At 64.1% G+C, this 19003-nt stretch carries 19 protein-coding genes; 13 read left to right on the top strand and 6 right to left on the bottom strand.

The genetic code is table 11. The features are described 5' to 3' along the window. Positions 1–35: 35 nt before the first annotated feature. Complete coding sequence (locus tag ACVJ5M_RS10080; protein WP_063981174.1) at positions 36–455, bottom strand: DUF5413 family protein; 420 nt, start codon at positions 453–455, stop codon at positions 36–38. 170 nt (positions 456–625) lie between these two features. Between ACVJ5M_RS10080 and ACVJ5M_RS10075 the strand changes: the two genes are divergently transcribed. The 3 genes from ACVJ5M_RS10075 to ACVJ5M_RS10065 all read left to right on the top strand — a co-directional run bounded on the left by ACVJ5M_RS10075 (position 626) and on the right by ACVJ5M_RS10065 (position 1632). Further along, entirely contained in the window at positions 626–850 is a 225-nt protein-coding gene (locus ACVJ5M_RS10075) for a cysteine rich repeat-containing protein (RefSeq protein WP_371498100.1), read from the top strand. Positions 851–887: 37 nt separating this feature from the next. After that, positions 888–1109: a hypothetical protein gene (locus tag ACVJ5M_RS10070; protein WP_283017548.1), complete on the top strand. Its 222-nt coding sequence runs from the start codon at positions 888–890 to the stop codon at positions 1107–1109. A gap of 256 nt (positions 1110–1365) precedes the next feature. Beyond that, on the top strand, positions 1366–1632 hold the full coding sequence (locus ACVJ5M_RS10065) for a hypothetical protein (RefSeq protein ID WP_028151045.1): 267 nt from the start codon (positions 1366–1368) through the stop codon (positions 1630–1632). Positions 1633–1818: 186 nt separating this feature from the next. Here the strand turns inward: ACVJ5M_RS10065 and ACVJ5M_RS10060 are convergent, their stop codons facing one another. Together ACVJ5M_RS10060 and ACVJ5M_RS10055 are read right to left on the bottom strand one after the other, a co-directional pair. Then, positions 1819–3444 carry a hypothetical protein gene (locus tag ACVJ5M_RS10060; RefSeq protein WP_283017549.1) on the bottom strand — a complete coding sequence of 542 codons (1626 nt, stop codon included), beginning with the start codon at positions 3442–3444 and terminating at the stop codon, positions 1819–1821. Positions 3445–3480: 36 nt separating this feature from the next. Next, a complete protein-coding gene (locus tag ACVJ5M_RS10055) occupies positions 3481–4773 on the bottom strand; it encodes an adenylosuccinate synthase (RefSeq protein ID WP_354099860.1) in 1293 nt (430 codons plus the stop codon). 366 nt (positions 4774–5139) lie between these two features. Between ACVJ5M_RS10055 and ACVJ5M_RS10050 the strand changes: the two genes are divergently transcribed. Beyond that, positions 5140–6072, top strand: coding sequence for a DMT family transporter (locus ACVJ5M_RS10050; RefSeq protein WP_063981169.1), 933 nt, complete (start codon positions 5140–5142; stop codon positions 6070–6072). Between the two features lie 178 nt (positions 6073–6250). On the opposite strand, the gene ACVJ5M_RS10045 is transcribed toward ACVJ5M_RS10050, so the two are convergent. Next, entirely contained in the window at positions 6251–6640 is a 390-nt protein-coding gene (locus ACVJ5M_RS10045) for a DUF1330 domain-containing protein (protein WP_187388043.1), read from the bottom strand. A 105-nt stretch (positions 6641–6745) separates the two neighbouring features. On the opposite strand from ACVJ5M_RS10045, the gene ACVJ5M_RS10040 reads away from it, so the two are divergent. Both ACVJ5M_RS10040 and ACVJ5M_RS10035 read left to right on the top strand, forming a co-directional pair. Then, complete coding sequence (locus ACVJ5M_RS10040) at positions 6746–7681, top strand: DMT family transporter (protein ID WP_063981168.1); 936 nt, start codon at positions 6746–6748, stop codon at positions 7679–7681. 90 nt (positions 7682–7771) lie between these two features. Beyond that, positions 7772–8749: a Bug family tripartite tricarboxylate transporter substrate binding protein gene (locus ACVJ5M_RS10035; RefSeq protein WP_063981167.1), complete on the top strand. Its 978-nt coding sequence runs from the start codon at positions 7772–7774 to the stop codon at positions 8747–8749. Between the two features lie 215 nt (positions 8750–8964). Here the strand turns inward: ACVJ5M_RS10035 and ACVJ5M_RS10030 are convergent, their stop codons facing one another. After that, positions 8965–10650: a methyl-accepting chemotaxis protein gene (locus ACVJ5M_RS10030; protein ID WP_063981166.1), complete on the bottom strand. Its 1686-nt coding sequence runs from the start codon at positions 10648–10650 to the stop codon at positions 8965–8967. A gap of 261 nt (positions 10651–10911) precedes the next feature. Here ACVJ5M_RS10030 and ACVJ5M_RS10025 point away from each other — a divergent pair, with 261 nt between their 5' ends. The 4 genes from ACVJ5M_RS10025 to ACVJ5M_RS10010 all read left to right on the top strand — a co-directional run bounded on the left by ACVJ5M_RS10025 (position 10912) and on the right by ACVJ5M_RS10010 (position 15404). Further along, positions 10912–11955: a C-terminal binding protein gene (locus ACVJ5M_RS10025; RefSeq protein ID WP_028151051.1), complete on the top strand. Its 1044-nt coding sequence runs from the start codon at positions 10912–10914 to the stop codon at positions 11953–11955. Between the two features lie 87 nt (positions 11956–12042). Next, complete coding sequence (locus tag ACVJ5M_RS10020; RefSeq protein ID WP_063981165.1) at positions 12043–13386, top strand: ABC transporter substrate-binding protein; 1344 nt, start codon at positions 12043–12045, stop codon at positions 13384–13386. 169 nt (positions 13387–13555) lie between these two features. Next, entirely contained in the window at positions 13556–14512 is a 957-nt protein-coding gene (locus ACVJ5M_RS10015; RefSeq protein ID WP_063981164.1) for a carbohydrate ABC transporter permease, read from the top strand. Then, complete coding sequence (locus ACVJ5M_RS10010; RefSeq protein WP_063981163.1) at positions 14505–15404, top strand: carbohydrate ABC transporter permease; 900 nt, start codon at positions 14505–14507, stop codon at positions 15402–15404. The genes ACVJ5M_RS10015 and ACVJ5M_RS10010 overlap by 8 nt, the downstream gene beginning before the upstream one ends. Positions 15405–15410: 6 nt before the next feature. Here ACVJ5M_RS10010 and ACVJ5M_RS10005 read toward each other — a convergent pair whose 3' ends face one another. Further along, complete coding sequence (locus ACVJ5M_RS10005) at positions 15411–16304, bottom strand: LysR family transcriptional regulator (RefSeq protein WP_063986097.1); 894 nt, start codon at positions 16302–16304, stop codon at positions 15411–15413. Between the two features lie 141 nt (positions 16305–16445). Between ACVJ5M_RS10005 and ACVJ5M_RS10000 the strand changes: the two genes are divergently transcribed. The 3 genes from ACVJ5M_RS10000 to ACVJ5M_RS09990 are packed head-to-tail and all read left to right on the top strand — an operon-like array spanning position 16446 to position 18955. After that, positions 16446–17417 (top strand): MBL fold metallo-hydrolase, encoded by a 972-nt coding sequence (locus ACVJ5M_RS10000; protein WP_063981162.1) that lies wholly within the window; start codon positions 16446–16448, stop codon positions 17415–17417. 52 nt (positions 17418–17469) lie between these two features. Beyond that, the gene (locus ACVJ5M_RS09995) at positions 17470–18477 is read left to right on the top strand and encodes an alpha/beta fold hydrolase (RefSeq protein WP_283017551.1); all 1008 of its coding nucleotides are present in this window, start codon (positions 17470–17472) and stop codon (positions 18475–18477) included. Between the two features lie 19 nt (positions 18478–18496). After that, on the top strand, positions 18497–18955 hold the full coding sequence (locus ACVJ5M_RS09990; RefSeq protein ID WP_063981160.1) for a DUF6130 family protein: 459 nt from the start codon (positions 18497–18499) through the stop codon (positions 18953–18955). Positions 18956–19003: the final 48 nt, after the last annotated feature.

Below are 19003 nucleotides of genomic sequence, written 5' to 3'. Positions count from 1 at the left end.
TTGCCGCGCCGCGCCCGAACGTCGCGCGTTCAGGTCTAAGCCGCAGCCGGCTGCGGCTCCTCGACATATCTATGCACGAGCCAGGATGAAAGCACCGCCGGCACGAATCCGACGAGGCCGTACAGGATGAATTGCACCGTGCCCGAATCCGGCCCGCGCGAGCTGTAGGTCAGCGACGCCAGCACGAAGGCGAACAGGCCGACCAGGAGCATCCGCAGCACCGGGCCGATCCGGCGGACATGGATCAGGATGTCGTCGACCGCACCGATCATCAGCGAGGGCAGGAAGCCGAACAGATAGCTGTATTGCAGCGATTTGAAGAACACCGCGAACAGCTTTCCGACCTCGCCGAGATTGGTCTGGGCCCAATAACCGGACTGATAGGTCGTCGTCAGCAGCAGCAGGAACCCGCCGACGAACGGACCGACCAGCGCAAACACCAGATAGCGTTTCATCAAGTATCCTCATCCTTCGCCGCTGTTATAGCAGCGACGCGGGAACCTTGAATAGCGGGGCGCCGGCCCGTCCTGACGGGAACAAGCGGCAAGGCGACGAGTTCAGACAGGACTGAAATTCATACCTGCAGTCAGATTGGAGTTTGTCGATGTCCCCGAAATCCGTCCTTATGGCGACGCTGGCCCTGACAGCCCTGAGCGGCATGTCGATCACGCCTGCTCTCGCGCAGGGCCACATGGGTACGCCGCAGGAGCAGAACGCCTGCTCGCGTGACGCCTCGCGGTTCTGCCGGAAGGACCTCGGCAATGACGGCGCTGTGCAGGCGTGCCTGCAGGCCAACCGGGCCAAGCTGTCGAAGTCCTGCAGCAAGGTGTTTCAGAGCCACGGCATGTAAGGCCGGGAACGATCCCCGGCGCACGGAGAGTGAAGCCATGTTGCGCGAGGAACAGCTCTCGATCCTGCGGGACATCAGCCAGTCGGTCGCCTTTGCCGACGACCGGCACGGCAAGATCGGCGAGTTGATCGCCGACGGCTACGTGATGAAGGACGGCGATCTGTTCGAGCTCACTGCGAAAGGCGTCACGGCCGTCGAGGAACACCCCGCAGCGAGCGATGCGGAAGAAGCGAACGCGTCGTCCGATCGGTTGATCTGATCTCGCGCCGCATGCTGCGTGACGGACACGCAACAATTGCGAATTCATTCGAGCGGACCATTGCGGCCGTGTGACAATCGCGCATACTCGAATCGGGCGGCGCAGCACTTTTCGATTCGAACACCACGAGAGATCGAGCGACCACATGCGGGACCAAAGTTCCCGGCGTGAAGGCTGTGACATGCGGCAGATCAAGCCGCGTGCGGCGCCCCAAAACCAAGTGGTTCAAACCACGGAACTCGGGGACGCATTCGTCATGACACGCTACACGACCATCGTTTCGCTCTTCGCTTTCGCAACCACCGCCATCGTACTCCAGACATCGCCCGGCCTCGCCTTCTCGTCCGAAGCACAGCAGATGTGCACAGGTGATGCGATGCGGCTGTGCTCCAGTGAGATTCCCGACATCTCGCGCGTCAGGGCCTGCATGGTGCAGAAGAAGGCGCAGGTCAGCCCTGGCTGCCGCGCCGTGATGGACCGCGAGCACGCGGCCGCGCGCAAGCGGGAGGCGGCGGCGCAGTAGCGCCGGTTCAATCCCGATCGGATCGTTTGAGAGTTCGATTCACCTCTCTCGTCTGGAGAGGTGAAGATCGGTCACGCGCCGGCCCTAGAGCCTTTCCCGTTCCTATGGAATCGGAACGGGGCTCTAGATTCTTGTTTTGACGCGTTTTCTTGACGCGAACCGGTATCCACTTCGCTCGAAAACGCTCTAGTCGCCCCACTGCGCGAACGCATCGTTGAAGGCGCGCTCGCCGGGTGCGCCCTTCTCGATGGCGATGATGGCGCGGCGCTGGTTGGCGTAGACCAGCGGCACGTCGAACCATGAGCGCTCCTTCAGGAGCTGGACGTTGCGGGCGCGGTCGGCGTCGACATTGGAGAGGCCGACCAGGAAGAAGCCGTCGGTGACCTTGACCGCGAGGCCCGCGAGCGGCGTGCCGCGCGCCTGTTCGTTCGACTTCATCAGGATGCCCGGCACGTTGGAGATGCTGCCGCCCGGAAAGTCCGGCGGCAGGATGAAGGTCAATTCCGCGGTGTGGCTCGCCGGCAGCGACGAGTCGGTGTTGCGGCGGAACGACATCGTCATCTTGAACTTGCGGTCGGGGATCTCGATGTCGGCGCGCACGGCGACGTCGGCCTTCTGGTTGCCCGAGGCCTTGATCGGCTCGAGCCGCCACACCACCGAGCCGACATATTGCTTGCCCTTCGGGTCGGACGGATCCTCGTCATAGAGCACGACCTTCTGCGCCACCGGCGCGACCGGCTGGTCGCTGGCCGAAGGCTGGCCGACGCGATCCGGAATCTTGGGCTTGCTCTGCGGCTGGGCCGGATCCTTCGGCGCCTCCACCACCTGGGTCGGCGAGGACTTGAACAGGCCGCTCACGGTCTGGATCAGGGGCTTGCCCCAGAGGATCCCGGCGCCGACCAGGATCAGCACGATGCCGACGGCGATCGCGCTCTTGAACGGGAAGGCGGAGCCGGTGCGGGCGCGCTTTTTGGCTTCGCGCTCGGGCGCGACGCGCGGGCGCGACGATGGCGGCTGCGGCGTGTAGCGCTCGGCCTCCTCGATCGACTCGTCGTATGAATAGGGCGCGTCCTGCTCGCCGGCGCGATTTTCCAGGCTCGGCTCCAGCCGGTCGAACTCCGGCGAGGGCGAGGGCACATTGGCGTAGGTGCGACGCGCGGCGCGGTTGGCCTGCGCGGCAGCGCTGCCGAGATCGTTCACGTCGGCGGTGATGTCGCGAAAACCGCGTACGCCCGGTGCCGGCGGCTGAGGCGGTGGCGGCCCGATGTCGGGCGGACGGCGCCCGGGCGGGCGATCGCGTCCGGCCGGGGGAGCAGCCGGCGGCTCCGGCATCGGCGGCGCTGCCGGGGGACCCGGCTGGCGCGGCGCGTCGAAACGCGGGGCCCGCGGCGCACGCGGGGCGTCGCCCTGGTCATCGACATTGAAGGACGGTCGGTCGGCACGCGGCGGCGGCGGAGCCGGACGGGTGCGCGGAGCGGCCGGCTGAGACGGCGGCGGGTTGCCCTCGGCGGCGCGGGTGCTGGCCCGGCGGAAGGCGTCCCCGCTGCCGCCGCTGCGGGCGCCGCCACCGGGACCGGGGCGCGAGGCCTCCCGGGCGCGCTGGGCGGCCTCCGATTCGACCTTGCGGACGGCCTCTTCCAGCGACAGCCGTTCGCGGGTGATCTCGGATTCGGAGAGCGGCGGCTGCACGCTGCGGAGCTGCGCGATCAGGGCCGTGCGCGCACGCTCATAGAGCGCGCGACGGCTTTCGCCGGGAGCGTTGGGGTCCAGGGCGGAAATAGCGCGGGCGATCAGCGGATAGTAATCAGCCATTTCAACTCAACTAGCGCACGTCCCGGTAAGATATCGTTAAGCCTCAAACGGATTTTGCACCAGAATAGTATCCTCGCGTTCCGGGCTGGTGGAAAGCAGTGCGACCGGGCACCCCACCAATTCCTCGATCCGGCGGACATATTTGATGGCCTGGGCCGGCAGGTCCGCCCAGGAACGGGCATTGGCGGTCGGCTCCTTCCAGCCCTCGATGGTCTCGTAGATCGGCTCGACCCGGGCCTGGGCGCCCTCGCCGGCCGGGAAGTGGTCGATCTCCTTGCCGTCCAGTCTGTAGCCGGTGCAGACCTCGATCGTGTCGAAGCCGTCGAGGATGTCGAGCTTGGTCAGCGCCAGGCCGTTGATGCCGCAGGTCCGGACCGCCTGGCGGACCAGCACGGCGTCGAACCAGCCGCAGCGGCGCGGACGGCCGGTGTTGGTGCCGAACTCGCGGCCACGCTCGCCGATCTTGCGGCCGATCTCGTTGTCCTGCTCGGTCGGGAACGGGCCCTGGCCGACGCGGGTCGTATAGGCCTTGCACAGGCCGAGCACATAGCCGACCGCACCGGGGCCTAGGCCCGAGCCGGTCGCGGCCTGCGCCGCCACCGTGTTGGACGAGGTGACGTAGGGATAGGTGCCGTGGTCGACGTCGAGCAGCGCGCCCTGTGCGCCCTCGAACAGCATGCGCTTGCCTTCGCGCCGCTTGATGTCGAGCAGCCGCCACACCGTCTCGGCATAAGGCAGCAGTTGAGGCGCCAGCGCGGTCAATTCCTTCAGGATCACCTTGCCGTCGAACTCCGGCAGGTTGAAGCCGCGGCGCAGCGCATTGTGATGCGCCAGCAGCCGGTCGATCTTGTGCGGGAGGGTGTCGAGATCGGCGAGGTCCATCAGGCGGATGGCGCGGCGGCCGACCTTGTCTTCATAGGCCGGTCCGATGCCGCGGCGGGTGGTGCCGATCGCGGTTGCCGCATTGGCGGATTCGCGGTGCGCGTCGAGCTCACGGTGCAGCGGCAGGATCAGGGTGACGTTCTCGGCGACGCGCAGATTGTCCGGAGAGATCGCGACGCCCTGCGAGCGCAGCTTGGTGACCTCGTCGAGGAAGGCCTGCGGATCGAACACCACGCCGTTGCCGATCACCGACAGCTTCTGGTCGCGCAGCACGCCGGAGGGTAGCAGCGCGAGCTTGTAGGTCTTGCCGTTGATGACCAGCGTGTGGCCGGCGTTATGACCGCCCTGGAAGCGGACGACGATGTCCGCCTGCTCCGACAACCAGTCGACGATCTTGCCCTTCCCTTCGTCGCCCCACTGGGCTCCGACGACGACAACGTTGGCCATTCGCGGGTAATCCTCTGAAGATTTTAGATGCGCCAGCCCAGCTGACGGCCGGAGCCGTTCGCACGCGAGGCAGCCAACCGGATAAAGGAAGCAGCCTCTCTAGGCAAGCAAGAACGGGGCTTTTTCGGGGCTCAAGACGCACTTTAACCCTTTGATATCCCCGTAAAATCCAGAAGCCTTCCATGGCCATTTCGTAAGCTTCGGCCAAAGCGCGAGGCTGATCCGCCGCTGCATGGTCGCGATGCGTCCGCCCCCCGTTGATGCCACTTCGATTTCCGTGTCTTTGGGCATGCCGGGCTATCAGCCGGCCCGAGCTTGCCGGGCCGGTGCCTCGGCGTACTCCACGCGGGGGCCATAACAACCACAATGTCCGCCACCGGCCAGACCACGAGCACCGAATCATCCAGTCACGGCTGGATCGCCAACCAGCCATATCTCCTGCTCAGCATCACCGCGATGTGCTGGGCCGGCAACGCCATTGTCGGGCGGCTGGCCGCCGGCCACATCCCGCCGGTGACGCTGTCGTTCCTGCGCTGGACCTTCGCCTTCCTGCTGGTGCTGCCGTTCGCCTGGAAACATCTCGCCCAGGACTGGCCCGCGATCCGCAGCAGGCTCGGCCTGATGATCGTGCTGTCGATCACCGGCATCGGCGCCTTCAACACGCTGCAATATTGGGCGCTGGAACATACCCAGGCGCTCAACACGCTGCTGCTGCAGTCGGCCGCGCCGCTGGTCGTGGCGCTGTGGTCGCTGGCGATCCTCGGCGTCCGCCTCACCGCGGCACAGGCGTTCGGCGTGGCTCTCTCGATGTGCGGCGTGCTGACGATCCTGCTGCATGGCGATTTCACCACGTTGTCGAACATCGCGTTCAACAAGGGCGACCTCATCTTCATTGTCGCGCTGATCATCTTCGCGCTGTATTCGGTGCTGACCCTGAAGCGGCCGCCGATGCACGGCCTGTCATTCCTCGCCTTCACCTTCGGCGCCGGCGCCGCCTGCCTGATTCCGTTGGAGATCTGGGAGCTGTCAGCGCGTCCGGTGATGAAGCTCGACGGGCCGAACCTGCTGACGCTGTTCTATGTCGCGGTGTTCCCCTCGACGCTCGCCTATCTCTGCTTCAATCGCGGCGTGCGCCTGATCGGCGCCAACCGCGCCGCGCCGTTCTTTCACGTCGTGCCGGTGTTCGGCTCGATCATGGCGATGGCGTTCCTCGGCGAACACCCGCAGGCGTTCCATTTCATCGGCTTTGCGCTGGTGCTGGCCGGCGTATTCGTGGCGTCAAGGAAGCAGGCGACGTAGCTTCTTCCTTCTCCCCTTGTGGGAGAAGGTGGCGCGAAGCGCCGGATGAGGGGTTGCTTCCGCAGACTCAAATCGAGAGGCGGACTCGCGGAGAGAGACCCCTCACCCGTCTCGCCGCTACGCGGCGAGCCACCCTCTCCCACAAGGGGAGAGGAGAAGAGCGTGCCGCGCGACAGCGCTACTTCGTCCTGAACTTGCTGTACGCTTCGTTCGTCGCGATGATCACGTGCTCGGCGCAGCCGTTGACGCGATGCGGGTCGGCCTGCGTCTCGTAAGCCTCCGACGTCATCATGTCGATGAAAGCCGCAACCGTTGGGTAATAGACCAGCGCAACGAAATCCCAGTCGTCGCCATCTTGCGGGCCGAGCGCGACCGCCTTGGCTTCGCCGGTCCACAGCAGCGTGCCGCCGCGTGCCCTGATCATGGGCACCGTGATCGCGCTGTAACGAAGATATGCGTCCCAGCCCGAACCGTCGCCATCGCGCGAGTGCGCGTGAAAACGCATCAGGTTCAGCATCACCACCGGTGCATTTGCATCGAGCCGCTCCAGGCCCTCGATGTTCAACATATTAACCGCCAATGACACCTCCTCAAGCCATGCCTGCATTGTAGCCTTGCGGCCGCGAGACTTGTGTCACAACAAGAATCCGGCGCAAGGTCGCATCCAACGCCAATGACGATTGTTTCGCCCGCGCCAAAGGCCTCGAATCCGGCCAGTTGGCTCAACAACCAGCCTTACCTGCTGCTCAGCCTGAGCTCGCTGTTCTGGGCCGGCAACATCGTGCTCGCGCGCCATGTCGGCGCGCATGTGCCGCCGCTGACGGTGACCACCATCCGCTGGTTCGGCGTGTTCCTGATCCTGCTGCCGTTCTCATGGCCGCATCTGAAGCGCGACTGGCCGAATTTGCGCAAGAGCCTGCCGCTGATGCTGTTCCTGTCGCTGGTCGGCTTTGCCTTCAACAACGCGATCTCGTACTGGGCGATGCAATACACGGAGGCGCTGAACGCGCTGCTGATCCAGTCGGCCGGACCGCTGTTCGTGGCGCTGTGGTCGCTGGTGCTGTTCGGCGTGCGGCTGACGGGCGCGCAGCTCGCCGGCATCGCGATCTCGCTTCTCGGCGTGTTGATCATCATCCTGCGCGGCGATCTCGCCGCGCTCGCGAGCATCAGCTTCAACAGGGGCGACATCATGTTCGCCTCTTCGCTCGTGGCGTTCGGGCTCTACTCCGCCTTCATCCCGCGACGGCCGAAGATCCACCAGCTCTCGTTTCTCTCCTTCACCACCTTTTGCGGCGCGACGATGTTGCTGCCCGCCGCGATCTGGGAAGCCCTAAGCGGCCGTGTCCTGCAACTCGACGGGGTGACGCTGGCGACGCTGGGTTACATCCTGATCTTTCCCTCGACGCTGGCCTATCTCTTCTTCAACCGCGGCGTGGCGCTGATCGGCCCCAACCGCGCCGCGCCGTTCTTCCATCTGGTCCCGGTGTTCGGCTCGGCGATGGCGATCGTCCTGCTCGGCGAAAAACTCCAGCCGTTTCATTTGATCGGCTATACGCTCGTGCTCGCCGGCGTCGTGTTCGCCTCTCGCCAGGGTTCTGCGGTGAAATAATTCCGCGAGGTGGGCAGCAAACTCCCGTCTTCCGATTTTTGCGAAGAGAAGCTAGGTTCCCCGCCAACGAAAAAGAGGGAACGTCCAGACATGCTGTCATCACTGATCCGCGCTCTGCGCACAGCCGGCGCAGCCGCACTTTGTCTCGCCGCCGCATCCGCCGCGCAGGCCGACAATTATCCGAGCCGCAACATCACGCTGGTGCTGCCGTTCGCGGCCGGCAGCGGCACCGACACCACTACGCGGCTGATCTCGCAGCATTTGTCGCAGGCACTCGGCGTCGGCATCGTGATCGAGAACAAGGCGGGCGCCAACGGCATGATCGCCGCGACCTATGTGGCGCGCGCCGCCCCCGACGGCTACACGCTGCTGGTGACGACCAACACCACGCATTCGGCCAATCCCTACCTGCTCAAGAGCCTGACCTACGATCCCGTCAAGGATTTCACCCCGATCGCGCGGACCGGCGACCTGCCCTTCATGCTGGTGATTCACCCGGAGGTGCCGGCCAAGACCGTCGGCGAGCTCGTCGCCTACGGCAAGGCCAATCCGGGCAAGCTGAGCTACGCGTCGGGCTCGTCCTCGGCGATCGTGTCGGGTGCGACCTTTGCGCACAATGCCGGGCTCGACCTCCTGCACGTGCCCTACAAGAGCTCGCCGCCGGCGCTCAACGACGTCATGGGCGGCCGCGTCTCGATGATGTTCGTCGACATCCTGACCGGCCTGCCGCACGTCAACGGCAACGCGCTGCGCGCGCTCGCCGTCACCACCAAGGACCGCTCGCCGCTGGTGCCGAACCTGCCCTCGATGCAGGAGGCCGGCGTGCCGGATTTCGACATCTCGTCGTGGCAGGGCTATTTCGGCCCCGCCGGCATGCCCAAGGAGATCGTGACCAGACTTAACGCCGAGATCAGGAAGATCGTCGAGAAGCCGGAGATCAAGGCCCAGCTCGCCACGCTCGGCATGGACGCCTTCTCCGGCACGCCGGAGCAGCTCGGCACGTTCGTGAACGAGCAGCTGGTGCTGTGGGAGAAGCTGATCACGAACGCGAAGATCGAGAAGCAGTAGGGGGTCTAGGAAGGTGTCATCGCCCGCCTTGTGCGCAATTGCGCACTGGGGCGGGCGATCCAGTATTCCGAGACGTTGGTGATTGACCCGATGGGCCGCGGCGTACTGGATGCCCCGCCTTCGCGGGGCATGACAGCCGAAAAGTTGAAAATGAAAAAAGGTGGGCACGGCGCTTGCGCGCCTTTGCCCACCCTACGAATTCCGTGCGTTCGGCCTTACGCCGCACGGACCTTGGCGAGGAAGCCGTCGACCGCGCTGCGCAGCGCGCCGGACTGGCTGTCCAGCTCGCGGGCGTTGGTGAGTACGTCGGTCGCGGCAGTGCCGGTCGCTTCCGCGGCCGAGGTGACGCTGCCGATATTGGCGTTGATCTCGTTCGAGCCGGCCGCGACCGACTGGATGTTGCGGGCGATCTCGCGGGTCGCTTCGCCCTGCTGCTCGATCGAGGCAGAAATGCCGGCGGTGATCTCGCTCATTTCGGCGATGGTCTGGGTGATGCCGGAGATCGCCGTGACCGCGTCGCTGGTCGAGGTCTGCATCGCCGCGACCTGGGCGGAGATTTCCTCGGTCGCCTTCGCGGTCTGGTTCGCCAGCGCCTTGACCTCGGAGGCCACGACCGCGAAGCCCCGGCCGGACTCGCCGGCGCGCGCCGCTTCGATGGTGGCGTTGAGCGCGAGCAGGTTGGTCTGCGCCGCGATCGAGTGGATCAGCTTGACGACCTCGCCGATCTTCTCGGCGCCGGTCGAGAGCACCTGTACGGTGGCGTTGGTGCGCTCGGCATCGCTGACGGCCCGGCTCGCGACTTCGGTCGAACGCGTGACCTGGCGGGAGATCTCCGCAACCGAGCTCGACAATTCTTCGGCGGCCGCGGCAACCGTGCCGACATTGCCGGAGGCTTTTTGCGAGGCGGCGCCGACCGTCGCCGCACGCGACGAGGCGTCGCTGGCCGTCGCGGTCATCGACTGCGCGGTGCTCTGCATGCCGGCGGCGGCCGAGGAGACCGAGCGGACGATGCCGTTGACGCTGCGCTCGAAATCGCTGGCGATGCCCTCCATCGCGCTGCGACGTTCCGCCGCGGCACGCTCCTTGGCATCGGCCTCGGTCTTCTCGAGGCCGCGGATGCGGACCGCGTTGTCCTTGAAGATCTGGACGGTCGAAGCCATCGCGCCGACCTCGTCGCCGCGACCAACCCCGGGAATCTCACCCTCGAGCTTGCCGTCGGCGAGATCCTTCATGCGGGCGCCGAGCAGCTCCAGCGGACGGCTGATGCCGCGGCTGATCAGCCAGGCAACGCCGCCGGCGACGATGACGATGCCGAGCATGGCAAGACCTAGCAGCCAGTAGACCGGGCCCATCTTGGCGTCGATGTCGCTGAGATAGGCGCCGGTGCCGAGATACATGTCGAAACCGGGCACCGCGACGGCGTAACCGATCTTGCTGATCGGCGTCTCCTGGCCGGGCTTCACGTAATCATAATAGAGCAGGATCGAGCCGTTGGCCTTGACGCCGTCCATCAGCTCGACGGAGAGCTTGCGGCCGTTGGTCACGACATCCATGCGGTTGCTACCGATCTGCTTCGGATCGGGCGCGAGCTGGGTGATGCCGTCATAGGACGTGCCGAACAGGTAGCCCGAGCCGTTGTCGTAGGTCATCGCGTTGCCGTAGCGGCGAAGGTCGGCCATCGCCGCATCCTTCGTCAGCTCGCCGGCATCGACGCGTTTCTTCAGCGCCGCGGCGTAGTTGCGACCGAGGTCGACGATCGATTTGGCCTGGTCGATGCGCGCATTGACCATCTCGCGCTTCATCAGATAGCCGGCGAGAACACCGGAGACGCAAAGGCCCAACAGGGTGACGCCGACAAGGATACCGAGCTTCGGGGCGATCTTCAGATTGCTCAACTTCACGGGACAGCTCCGGCAATAATGGGATACGGGCGCGCAAGGGAATCGATAAATTTGATTCAACTTTTAGTGTGTGACCTCTTATCAACCTGTTACGGGCGGCTCCGTAGAAGCCCGGACGGAAGGCCGAAACAGTCGAATAAATCGCCGCAGCGGCAACCGACGATTGTACGCGACCGCTCCGATTTCGCGTAAAAGACGCAAAGGCCCGCCCACAAGGTGCGGGTCACAACAAGAACCGACAGACCAAATCGGGAGCAGGAAATGCCGAAATACAGGGTGGTGACGCCGAAGGGCGCGAGCTTCACGGTCGCAGGCAGCGACTATTCCTTCGAGCGAGAGGCGCTCGATCCGATCGATGCCGAGATCGTCGAAGCCCCCGCCAATGAGGCCGAGTTCATCGCCGCCGCGAAAAACGCCGATGCCATCTACGCCAAGGGCATCCCCATCACCAAGTCGATCATCGACGCACTTGATAGCTGCAAGGTGATCACGCTCGGCTCGGTCGGCGTCGACAGCGTCGACGTGAAGGCCGCGACCGCCCGCGGCATTCCCGTTACCAACATTCCCGATACCTTCATCGAGGAGGTCGCCGACCACGCCATGATGCTGCTGCTCGCCGGCTTCCGCCGCCTGGTCGAGCAGGACAGGATGGTACGCGACGGGCGCTGGGCCGAAGGCCGGCCAGCGCTGCTGAAGATCCCGCGGCTGATGGGCCAGACGCTCGGCTTCATCTCGTTCGGCCGCGTCGCGCGTGCAGTTGCGAAGCGCGCCGCCCCGTTCGGCCTGCGCATGATGGCCTACGATCCCTTCATCCAGGAAACGCTGATGTACGACCATGGCGTGATCCCGGCGACGCTGAACGAGGTGCTGTCGCAATCCGACTTCGTCTCGATGCACGCCCCTGCAAGGCCCGAGGTGCATCACATGCTGACCGAGAAGCACTTCCGGCAGATGAAGAAGGGATCGGTTTTCATCAATACCGGCCGCGGCGCCACCGTCGACGAGGAAAGCCTGATCAAGGCGCTCCAGGAGGGCTGGATTGCCCACGCCGCCCTCGACGTGCTGGAGAAGGAGCCCCCCTCGCACAACAATCCCATCCTCAGCATGGAGAACGTGACGCTGACCGCCCATGTCGCCTCGGCCTCGGCACGGTTCGACGAGGCGCGCAAGCGCCGCGTGGGCTACGAATTGTCACTGGTGCTTCAGGGCATGTGGCCGGTAAGCTGCGTCAATCCGTCGGTGCTGCAGAACACCGCGCTCCGCCGCTGGCAGCCCGTCAGCATGGATCGCGGACCGAACAGCTAGGCGGCCGGCCGCAAAACGCGCCGGGAATCGGAACGGCCCTTCACCGGCGATCAACGCCGGGAAGGGAGACATCATAGGGAGGAACTGATGAGGAACGACATCACCCGTCGTGATGCCTTGGCTCTGGGCCTGTCCGCTACGGCGCTCGCGGCAACCGGTGTTGCAGCGCACGCTCAATCCGCGATCAAGGCCGCGGACGTCCCCGCACCGAAATTGCCGATCGAAAAAGGCGCAACCCTGCGCATGCTGCGGCCGGTGCGCTTCGTCCAGGCCGACGAAGACGTGTTCCGCGCCAATGCGGCAAAATTCACCAAGGAGACCGGGGTCGAGGTCAAGGTCGACTTCGTCGGCTGGGAGGACATCAACCAGCAGACCGCGGTGACCTCGAATTCCGGCGCCGGCCCCGACATCATCATCGGCTTCTCCGACGCGCCGCACATCTATGTCGACAAGCTGATCGAGCTGACCGACGTCGCCGACTATCTCGGCAAGAAGTATGGCGGCTGGCAGAACCTTGCGAAGGCCTACGGCAAAAAGGCCAAGAGCGATACCTGGATCGGGCTCCCGTTCGGGGCCACCGCCGGTCCCCTGATCTATCGCAAGTCCATCCTCAAATCCGTCGGGTTCGACAAGGCGCCGGAGGACCATGCCGGACTCCTCGACCTCTGCAAGAAGCTGCAGAAAGCCGGCAAGCCCGCGGGCTTTGCGCTGGGCAATGCCGTCGGCGACGGCAACGGCTTTGCGGACTGGATGATGTGGTCGCACAATGCCTCGCTGCTGGATGAGGAAGGCAATGTCACCATCAACAGCAAGGAGACCATCGCGGCGCTGAATTTCGTGAAGGAGCTCTACCCGACCTTCATCGCCGGTACGCCGTCCTGGAACGACGTCAGCAACAATCGCGCCTATTCCTCGCAGGAAATCGGGCTGACGGCGAACGGCGTCTCGCTGTATTTTTCGCTGAAGAACGATCCGGCGACCGCGGCGATCGCCGAGGATTCCGAACATCAGCTGCTGCCGAAGGGCCTTGCACCGATCTCGCCGATGTCGGGACTGACGCTGAACGCCATGGTGTTCAAGCACAGCCAGTATCCGAACGCGGCGAAGGCCTTCCTGCAGTTCATGCTGGAGAAGGACCAGTACGAGCCGTGGCTCAACGCCAACAGCGGTTACTGGTCGCAACCGCTTGCGGCCTACGCCGATGCGGCGGTGTGGAAGGGCGATCCCAAGGTCGCGATCTTCAGGGACACCATGAACAGCACGTATTACGCCGGCTTCAAGGGTCCGATTTCGACCGCCACCGGTGCTGTTCGCGCGGACTATGTGACGGTGCAGATGTTCGCCTCGGTCGCGACCGGTGCGGCGACGCCCGAAGCCGCGGCTGCGGAAGCGGAACAGCGCTGCAAGCGGTACTTCCGCAGACAGAGGTAGCGGCCGACGACAACGCGGCCGTCATTGCGAGGAGCGACGCGACGAAGCAATCCGGACTGCAACTGCGGAGACAGACTGGATTGCTTCTGCCTTCGCCAAAGCTACGGCGGACAAGTCGCTTCGCTCGCAATGGCGGTGTGGTAACAGCCTAGAACAGGACAACGACCCGATGTCCGTGACCACCCTCTCCTCCCCCGTACTGGCGCACCGGCAGCAATCCTGGCTGGTGCGGCTGTTCGACTACAAGCCGTTCCTGATCGTGATGTGCCTGGCGCCCGCGATCGGGCTCCTCGCGGTGTTTCTGACCTATCCGCTCGGTCTCGGCATCTGGCTCGCCTTCACCGACACCACGATCGGCCGACGTGGCGTCTTCGTGGGCCTTGAGAATTTCCAGTATCTGCTCACCGATCCCCTCTGGTGGGGCGCGGTGTTCTACAGCGTGTTCTATACGGCGGTCGCGACCTTCGGAAAGTTCGCGCTCGGCTTCTGGCTCGCGCTGCTGCTCAACAACCATTTTCCGTTCAAGAGCCTGCTCCGCGCCATCGTGCTGCTGCCCTGGATCGTGCCGACGGTGCTCTCGGCGCTGGCGTTCTGGTGGATCTACGATCCGCAATTCTCGATCATCTCCTACCTGCTGGTGGACGTGCTGCATTGGCGCACCACCAATATCGACTTCCTCGGCGCGCCCTGGCCGGCGCGCTTCTCGCTGATCGCCGCCAATATCTGGCGCGGCATTCCCTTCGTCGCGATCTCGCTGCTGGCGGGCCTGCAGACCATCTCGCCTTCGCTCTACGAGGCCGCGATGCTCGACGGCGCCAGCGCCTGGCAGCGCTTCCGCTACATCACCTTCCCGATGATGATGCCGATCCTCGCCATCGTCATGACCTTCTCGATCATCTTCACCTTCACCGACTTCCAGCTCGTCTATGCCATCACCCGCGGCGGGCCGGTCAATTCGACCCATCTGCTGGCGACACTGGCCTTCCAGCGCGGCATTGCCGGCGGCGAGCTCGGCGAAGGTGCCGCGATCGCGGTGTCGATGATCCCGTTCCTGGTGTTCGCGACGCTGTTCTCATATTTCGGCCTGGCGCGCCGCAAATGGCAGCAGGGAGAGAGCAATGACTGATACCGTCGCCCAACCTGCCGTGGCCGACGCGAAGGCGGCGCCCGATACCATGGCCTGGGATTCCGGGCTGCGGCGGCTGATGATGATCTACCTGCCGCTCGGCTGCTTCGTGCTGATCCTGCTGTTTCCGTTCTACTGGATGGCGATCACGTCGTTCAAGCCGAACGCCGAGCTGATGAACTTCAAGGATCACAACCCGTTCTGGATCACCTCGCCGACGCTGGCTCACGTCAAGCACCTGCTGTTCGACACCGCCTATCCGCGCTGGCTGTGGACAACGATGATTGTGGCGATCGGGTCGACCACGCTGTCGCTGATCGCGAGCACGCTCGCCGCCTATGCCATCGAGCGGCTGCGCTTCCGCGGCAGCCCCTATGTCGGCCTCGGCATCTATCTCGCCTATCTCGTTCCGCCCTCGATCCTGTTCATCCCGCTCGCCACCGTCGTGGTGCAGTTCGGCCTGTTCGACTCACCGCTGGCGCTGATCCTGGTCTATCCGACCTTCCTGGTGCCGTTCTGCACCTGGCTCCTGATCGGTTATTTCAAGTCGATCCCCTACGAGCTCGAGGAATGCGCGCTGGTCGACGGCGCCACGCGCCTGCAGATCCTGCGGCGGATCACGCTGCCGCTGGCGGTGCCCGGGCTGATCTCGGCCGGCATCTTCTCCTTCACGCTGTCCTGGAACGAGTTCATCTACGCGCTCGCCTTCATCCAGAGCGGCGCCAACAAGACCGTGCCGGTCGCGATCCTGACCGAGCTCGTCACCGGCGACGTCTACCAGTGGGGCGCGCTGATGGCCGGCTCGCTGCTCGGCTCGCTGCCGGTTGCGATCTTCTATTCGCTGTTCGTGGATTATTACGTCTCCTCGTTGACCGGCGCGGTGAAGGAGTAACACGAGCTAAGCGAGCCGCTCCTTAAGGCGCGGCGTGGCCCAGTCGAGAAAAGATCTGAGCTTGAGTGGCTCGGGCTTGCGCTCCGCGTAGACGATATGCACCGGCCATGGCGCCTGTTCGAATGGTTCCAGCATCAAAGCGAGCTTTCCGGCGCGCCGTGCGGCTTCCATCTTGTACGACATGACGCGGGTGATGCCGGCACCCGCGATCGCGGCTTCGACCGCAGCCTCGGAGTCGCTCAAAGTCAATCTCGACCGGATCGGCACCGCTACTTCGCGGCCGTCGATGACGAACTTCCAGTTCCGCTGAGCCGCGAGGCTGTCGATACTGATACAGTCATGAGCAGCCAGATCGGCAGGCACCTTCGGTTGGCCGTGCTTGGCAACATAACTGGGACTCGCACAGAGCACGAACCGGACCGAGCCGACTCGGGTCGCGATCAGGTTGCTGTCCGGGAGGTTGCCGATGCGGACCGAAATGTCGATATTCTCCTCGGCCGTGTTGACAATGCGGTCGGTCAGGACGAGCCGTAGCGCGATGTCTGGAAAGGCATCCATGAATTCGAGCGCGATCGGCAACAGGTGCATGTGTCCGAGCCCCCAGGGCGACGTGACCGCGAGATCTCCTTTCGGAATCCTGTACTCGCCGGAGACCTCGCGCTCCGCGTCGTCTACCTGCCCGATAATGCGCTTGCAGGCTTCGATGTAGGATCGTCCGACATCGGTCAGCTTCATCTGGCGCGAGGATCGCTGAAATAGTTGGGCCTTCAACCGCGCCTCCAGCTCGGCGACCGTGCGGCTGACTGTCGCGACCGGCGTGTTGAGGCGCCGCGAAGCGGCTGAAAAGCTTCCTGTCTCAGTGACCGCGACGATCACCGACATTGCCTCCAACCGGTCCATCGGATACGCTTTCCATATCTTGAGAAGGTGCTTCTCAAGCATACCGTCTGCTCCCTACAGCGACAATCGGCTACGCGGTGGATATGCGCAAAGCCGCCGTGCGTTTTGAATGCCGTCGCCCGGCCGTCAATCGAGGACGCTATGGAGTTAGAGACCAGAGCCCTGCTGTCGCGCCGCAATTTCTGTCTCTGCTGCCTGAGCGGCGCGACGATTGCCGCTACTAACGGTTGGCTTTCGCCGCGGCAGGCCTACGCTGAAGCGCGAGGCCTTGTCAGCCTGATCAAGGACAGTGCGGCGACATCGCCGATCACCACGCACAAACTCCGAGGCAACATAGCCGTGCTCGAAGGCTCCGGCGGAAATGTCGCGGTCCTGACCGGTCCCGACGGCAAGGTTTTAGTCGATGCCGGCATCCGCGTCTCGCGTCCCCAGCTCACCAAAGCGATGGCCGATCTCGGCGCCGATCCCGTCACCCATCTCGTCAACACCCACTGGCATTTCGATCACGCCGATGGCAACGAATGGCTCCATTCCGCTGGCGCCAGGATCATCGCGCAGGAGAACACGCGAAAGTACCTCCTCGAAGTTCAGCGCGTAGAGGACTGGGACTACAATTTCCTTCCGCTCGGCGCGGGCGGAATCCCCAGTGAAGTCTTTGCCGGCAACCACAAGCTCAGGCTCAATGGAAGCTCGATCGACCTGAAATATTACGGGCCCGCGCATACCGATAGCGACATCTCCATCACTTTTGCAGAAGCCAACGTCGTTCATGTCGGCGATACCTTCTGGAACGGCATCTATCCGTTCATCGACTACTCGACCGGCGGCAGCATCAACGGGATGATCGCGGCTTCCGAAGCCAATCTCGCAGCGACCGGACAGGATACGATCGTGATCTCCGGTCACGGCAAGCCGGTCGGCAACAGAGCCGAACTCCAGGCGTTTCGCGACATGCTGATCACAATCCGAGACAACGTCGCCCGTCTCAAGAGCCAGGGACGAACGCGGGACGAAGCCGTGGCCGCCAAACCGACCGCGGCCTTCGATGCGATATGGGGGCAGTTCGTGATCGATCCCGGCTTCTTCACCCGGCTGGTCTACGAAGGCGTTTGAAGCGGCGGACGAAGGACGTCTGCGAGCTATCGATTCTTGACAGGAGATCGACATGAAAAGTGCAGACGTCCCGCCGCCACAGAGCCACATTGATCGTCGTCGCCTGGTCGCCGGACTATCCGGAATGGCCGTTGCCACCGCTTCACCGGATGCATCGGCGAAACCGCAGCGCGACAGCCGCGGCGCCACCGGTTCTTATCCGGTCGTCTACTATCGAACCAAATCCGTCGACGGGATCAAGATCTTCTACCGCGAAGCGGGGCCCAAGGATGCACCGGTGGTGCTGCTGCTGCACGGCTTTCCGACCTCCTCGCACATGTTTCGCAACCTGATCCCGGCTTTGGCGGACCGCTATCACGTGATCGCTCCCGACTATCCCGGCTACGGCCAGAGCGACATGCCGCCGCGCACGTCGTTCAAATACACCTTCGATCGCTTCGGCGAACTCGTTGACGGCCTGCTCGGCCAACTTGGTGTCACCCGCTATGCGATGTACGTGATGGATTACGGCGCCCCGGTCGGCTGGCGGCTGGCGCTCAAGCATCCCGAGCGCGTCAGCGGCCTGATCGTGCAGAACGGCAACGCCTATGACGAAGGGCTGAAGGAGTTCTGGAATCCGATCAAGCAATACTGGGCCGACGGGTCCGATACCAGCCGACAGGCATTGATGAAGCTGGTCACGCTGGAAACGACGAGATTCCAGTACACCGACGGCATGTCGGACGTAAGTCGGATTTCACCCGACAATTGGGTACAAGATCAGGCGCTGCTCGACCGGCCCGGCAACAGCGATATCCAGATGGACCTGTTCTACGATTACCGGACCAATCTGCCGCTGTATCCCGCGGTGCAAGCCTACTTCCGCAAGCACAAGCCGCCGACGCTGATCGTCTGGGGCAAGAACGATTTCATCTTCCCGGCCGACGGCGCCCATCCCTACAAGCGCGACCTGCCGCAAGTAGAGTTTCACCTGATCAACACCGGTCATTTCGCGCTCGAGGACAGATTCGACGAGATGGTTCCGCTGATCCGCGACTTCCTCGGCCGCAAGATCGCCTGATAACCTGGAAGGAACGAACATGAACGCGGCCCTCGACGTCGTGGCCGCTCTGGCGGTCTCCACAATGTTTGCGGCAGCCGCCGTCGCCCAAAGCGCCCGCGACGTGCGCGGGCCCTCTCCGCTGGTTGCCATCGACAAGCAGGCGCCCGCCCGCCTGATCGTCGATCCACCGCTGGCCGAACAACTGGCGCAGGGCCTCGTCTTCATCCAGTACACCACGGAAAATCTCCGGATCGTACCGGTGTTCGGCAAGGGCGCGCTCGACGTGTCGCCGCGCATCGGTCACATCCACATCACGGTCGATGATGCGCCCTGGCATTTTGTCGATGCCAGTGGCGAGACCGTGATCGTGGTCGGACTGCCTCCGGGCCCGCACAAGGTACTGTTCGAGTTGGCCGATCCCACGCACCGCGTGATCGATAGCAAGACCGTCAGCTTCGAGATTCCGGCGCCCTCTCCGACACCGCCGAAACAATAGCTGCTGCGGCGTTTCGCCCGGTTTCACAAAACTGCAACATGCGATCCG

Source organism: Bradyrhizobium sp. S3.7.6, from assembly GCF_054061875.1.
This window is presented reverse-complemented; position numbering and strand designations above follow the sequence as displayed.

Bases quoted from the DNA above. Each gene is read 5' to 3' on its own strand.
- ACVJ5M_RS10015 (WP_063981164.1), top strand. From the start codon at position 13,556: ATGTCCGTGACCACCCTCTCCTCCCCCGTACTGGCGCACCGGCAGCAA.
- ACVJ5M_RS10080 (WP_063981174.1), bottom strand. From the start codon at position 455: ATGAAACGCTATCTGGTGTTTGCGCTGGTCGGTCCGTTCGTCGGCGGG.
- ACVJ5M_RS10040 (WP_063981168.1), top strand. From the start codon at position 6,746: ATGACGATTGTTTCGCCCGCGCCAAAGGCCTCGAATCCGGCCAGTTGG.
- ACVJ5M_RS10050 (WP_063981169.1), top strand. From the start codon at position 5,140: ATGTCCGCCACCGGCCAGACCACGAGCACCGAATCATCCAGTCACGGC.
- ACVJ5M_RS10005 (WP_063986097.1), bottom strand. From the start codon at position 16,304: ATGGACCGGTTGGAGGCAATGTCGGTGATCGTCGCGGTCACTGAGACA.
- ACVJ5M_RS10025 (WP_028151051.1), top strand. From the start codon at position 10,912: ATGCCGAAATACAGGGTGGTGACGCCGAAGGGCGCGAGCTTCACGGTC.
- ACVJ5M_RS10055 (WP_354099860.1), bottom strand. From the start codon at position 4,773: ATGGCCAACGTTGTCGTCGTCGGAGCCCAGTGGGGCGACGAAGGGAAG.
- ACVJ5M_RS10060 (WP_283017549.1), bottom strand. From the start codon at position 3,444: ATGGCTGATTACTATCCGCTGATCGCCCGCGCTATTTCCGCCCTGGAC.
- ACVJ5M_RS10065 (WP_028151045.1), top strand. From the start codon at position 1,366: ATGACACGCTACACGACCATCGTTTCGCTCTTCGCTTTCGCAACCACC.
- ACVJ5M_RS09990 (WP_063981160.1), top strand. From the start codon at position 18,497: ATGAACGCGGCCCTCGACGTCGTGGCCGCTCTGGCGGTCTCCACAATG.
- ACVJ5M_RS10070 (WP_283017548.1), top strand. From the start codon at position 888: ATGTTGCGCGAGGAACAGCTCTCGATCCTGCGGGACATCAGCCAGTCG.
- ACVJ5M_RS10000 (WP_063981162.1), top strand. From the start codon at position 16,446: ATGGAGTTAGAGACCAGAGCCCTGCTGTCGCGCCGCAATTTCTGTCTC.
- ACVJ5M_RS10035 (WP_063981167.1), top strand. From the start codon at position 7,772: ATGCTGTCATCACTGATCCGCGCTCTGCGCACAGCCGGCGCAGCCGCA.
- ACVJ5M_RS10045 (WP_187388043.1), bottom strand. From the start codon at position 6,640: ATGTTGAACATCGAGGGCCTGGAGCGGCTCGATGCAAATGCACCGGTG.
- ACVJ5M_RS10010 (WP_063981163.1), top strand. From the start codon at position 14,505: ATGACTGATACCGTCGCCCAACCTGCCGTGGCCGACGCGAAGGCGGCG.
- ACVJ5M_RS10020 (WP_063981165.1), top strand. From the start codon at position 12,043: ATGAGGAACGACATCACCCGTCGTGATGCCTTGGCTCTGGGCCTGTCC.
- ACVJ5M_RS09995 (WP_283017551.1), top strand. From the start codon at position 17,470: ATGAAAAGTGCAGACGTCCCGCCGCCACAGAGCCACATTGATCGTCGT.
- ACVJ5M_RS10075 (WP_371498100.1), top strand. From the start codon at position 626: ATGGCGACGCTGGCCCTGACAGCCCTGAGCGGCATGTCGATCACGCCT.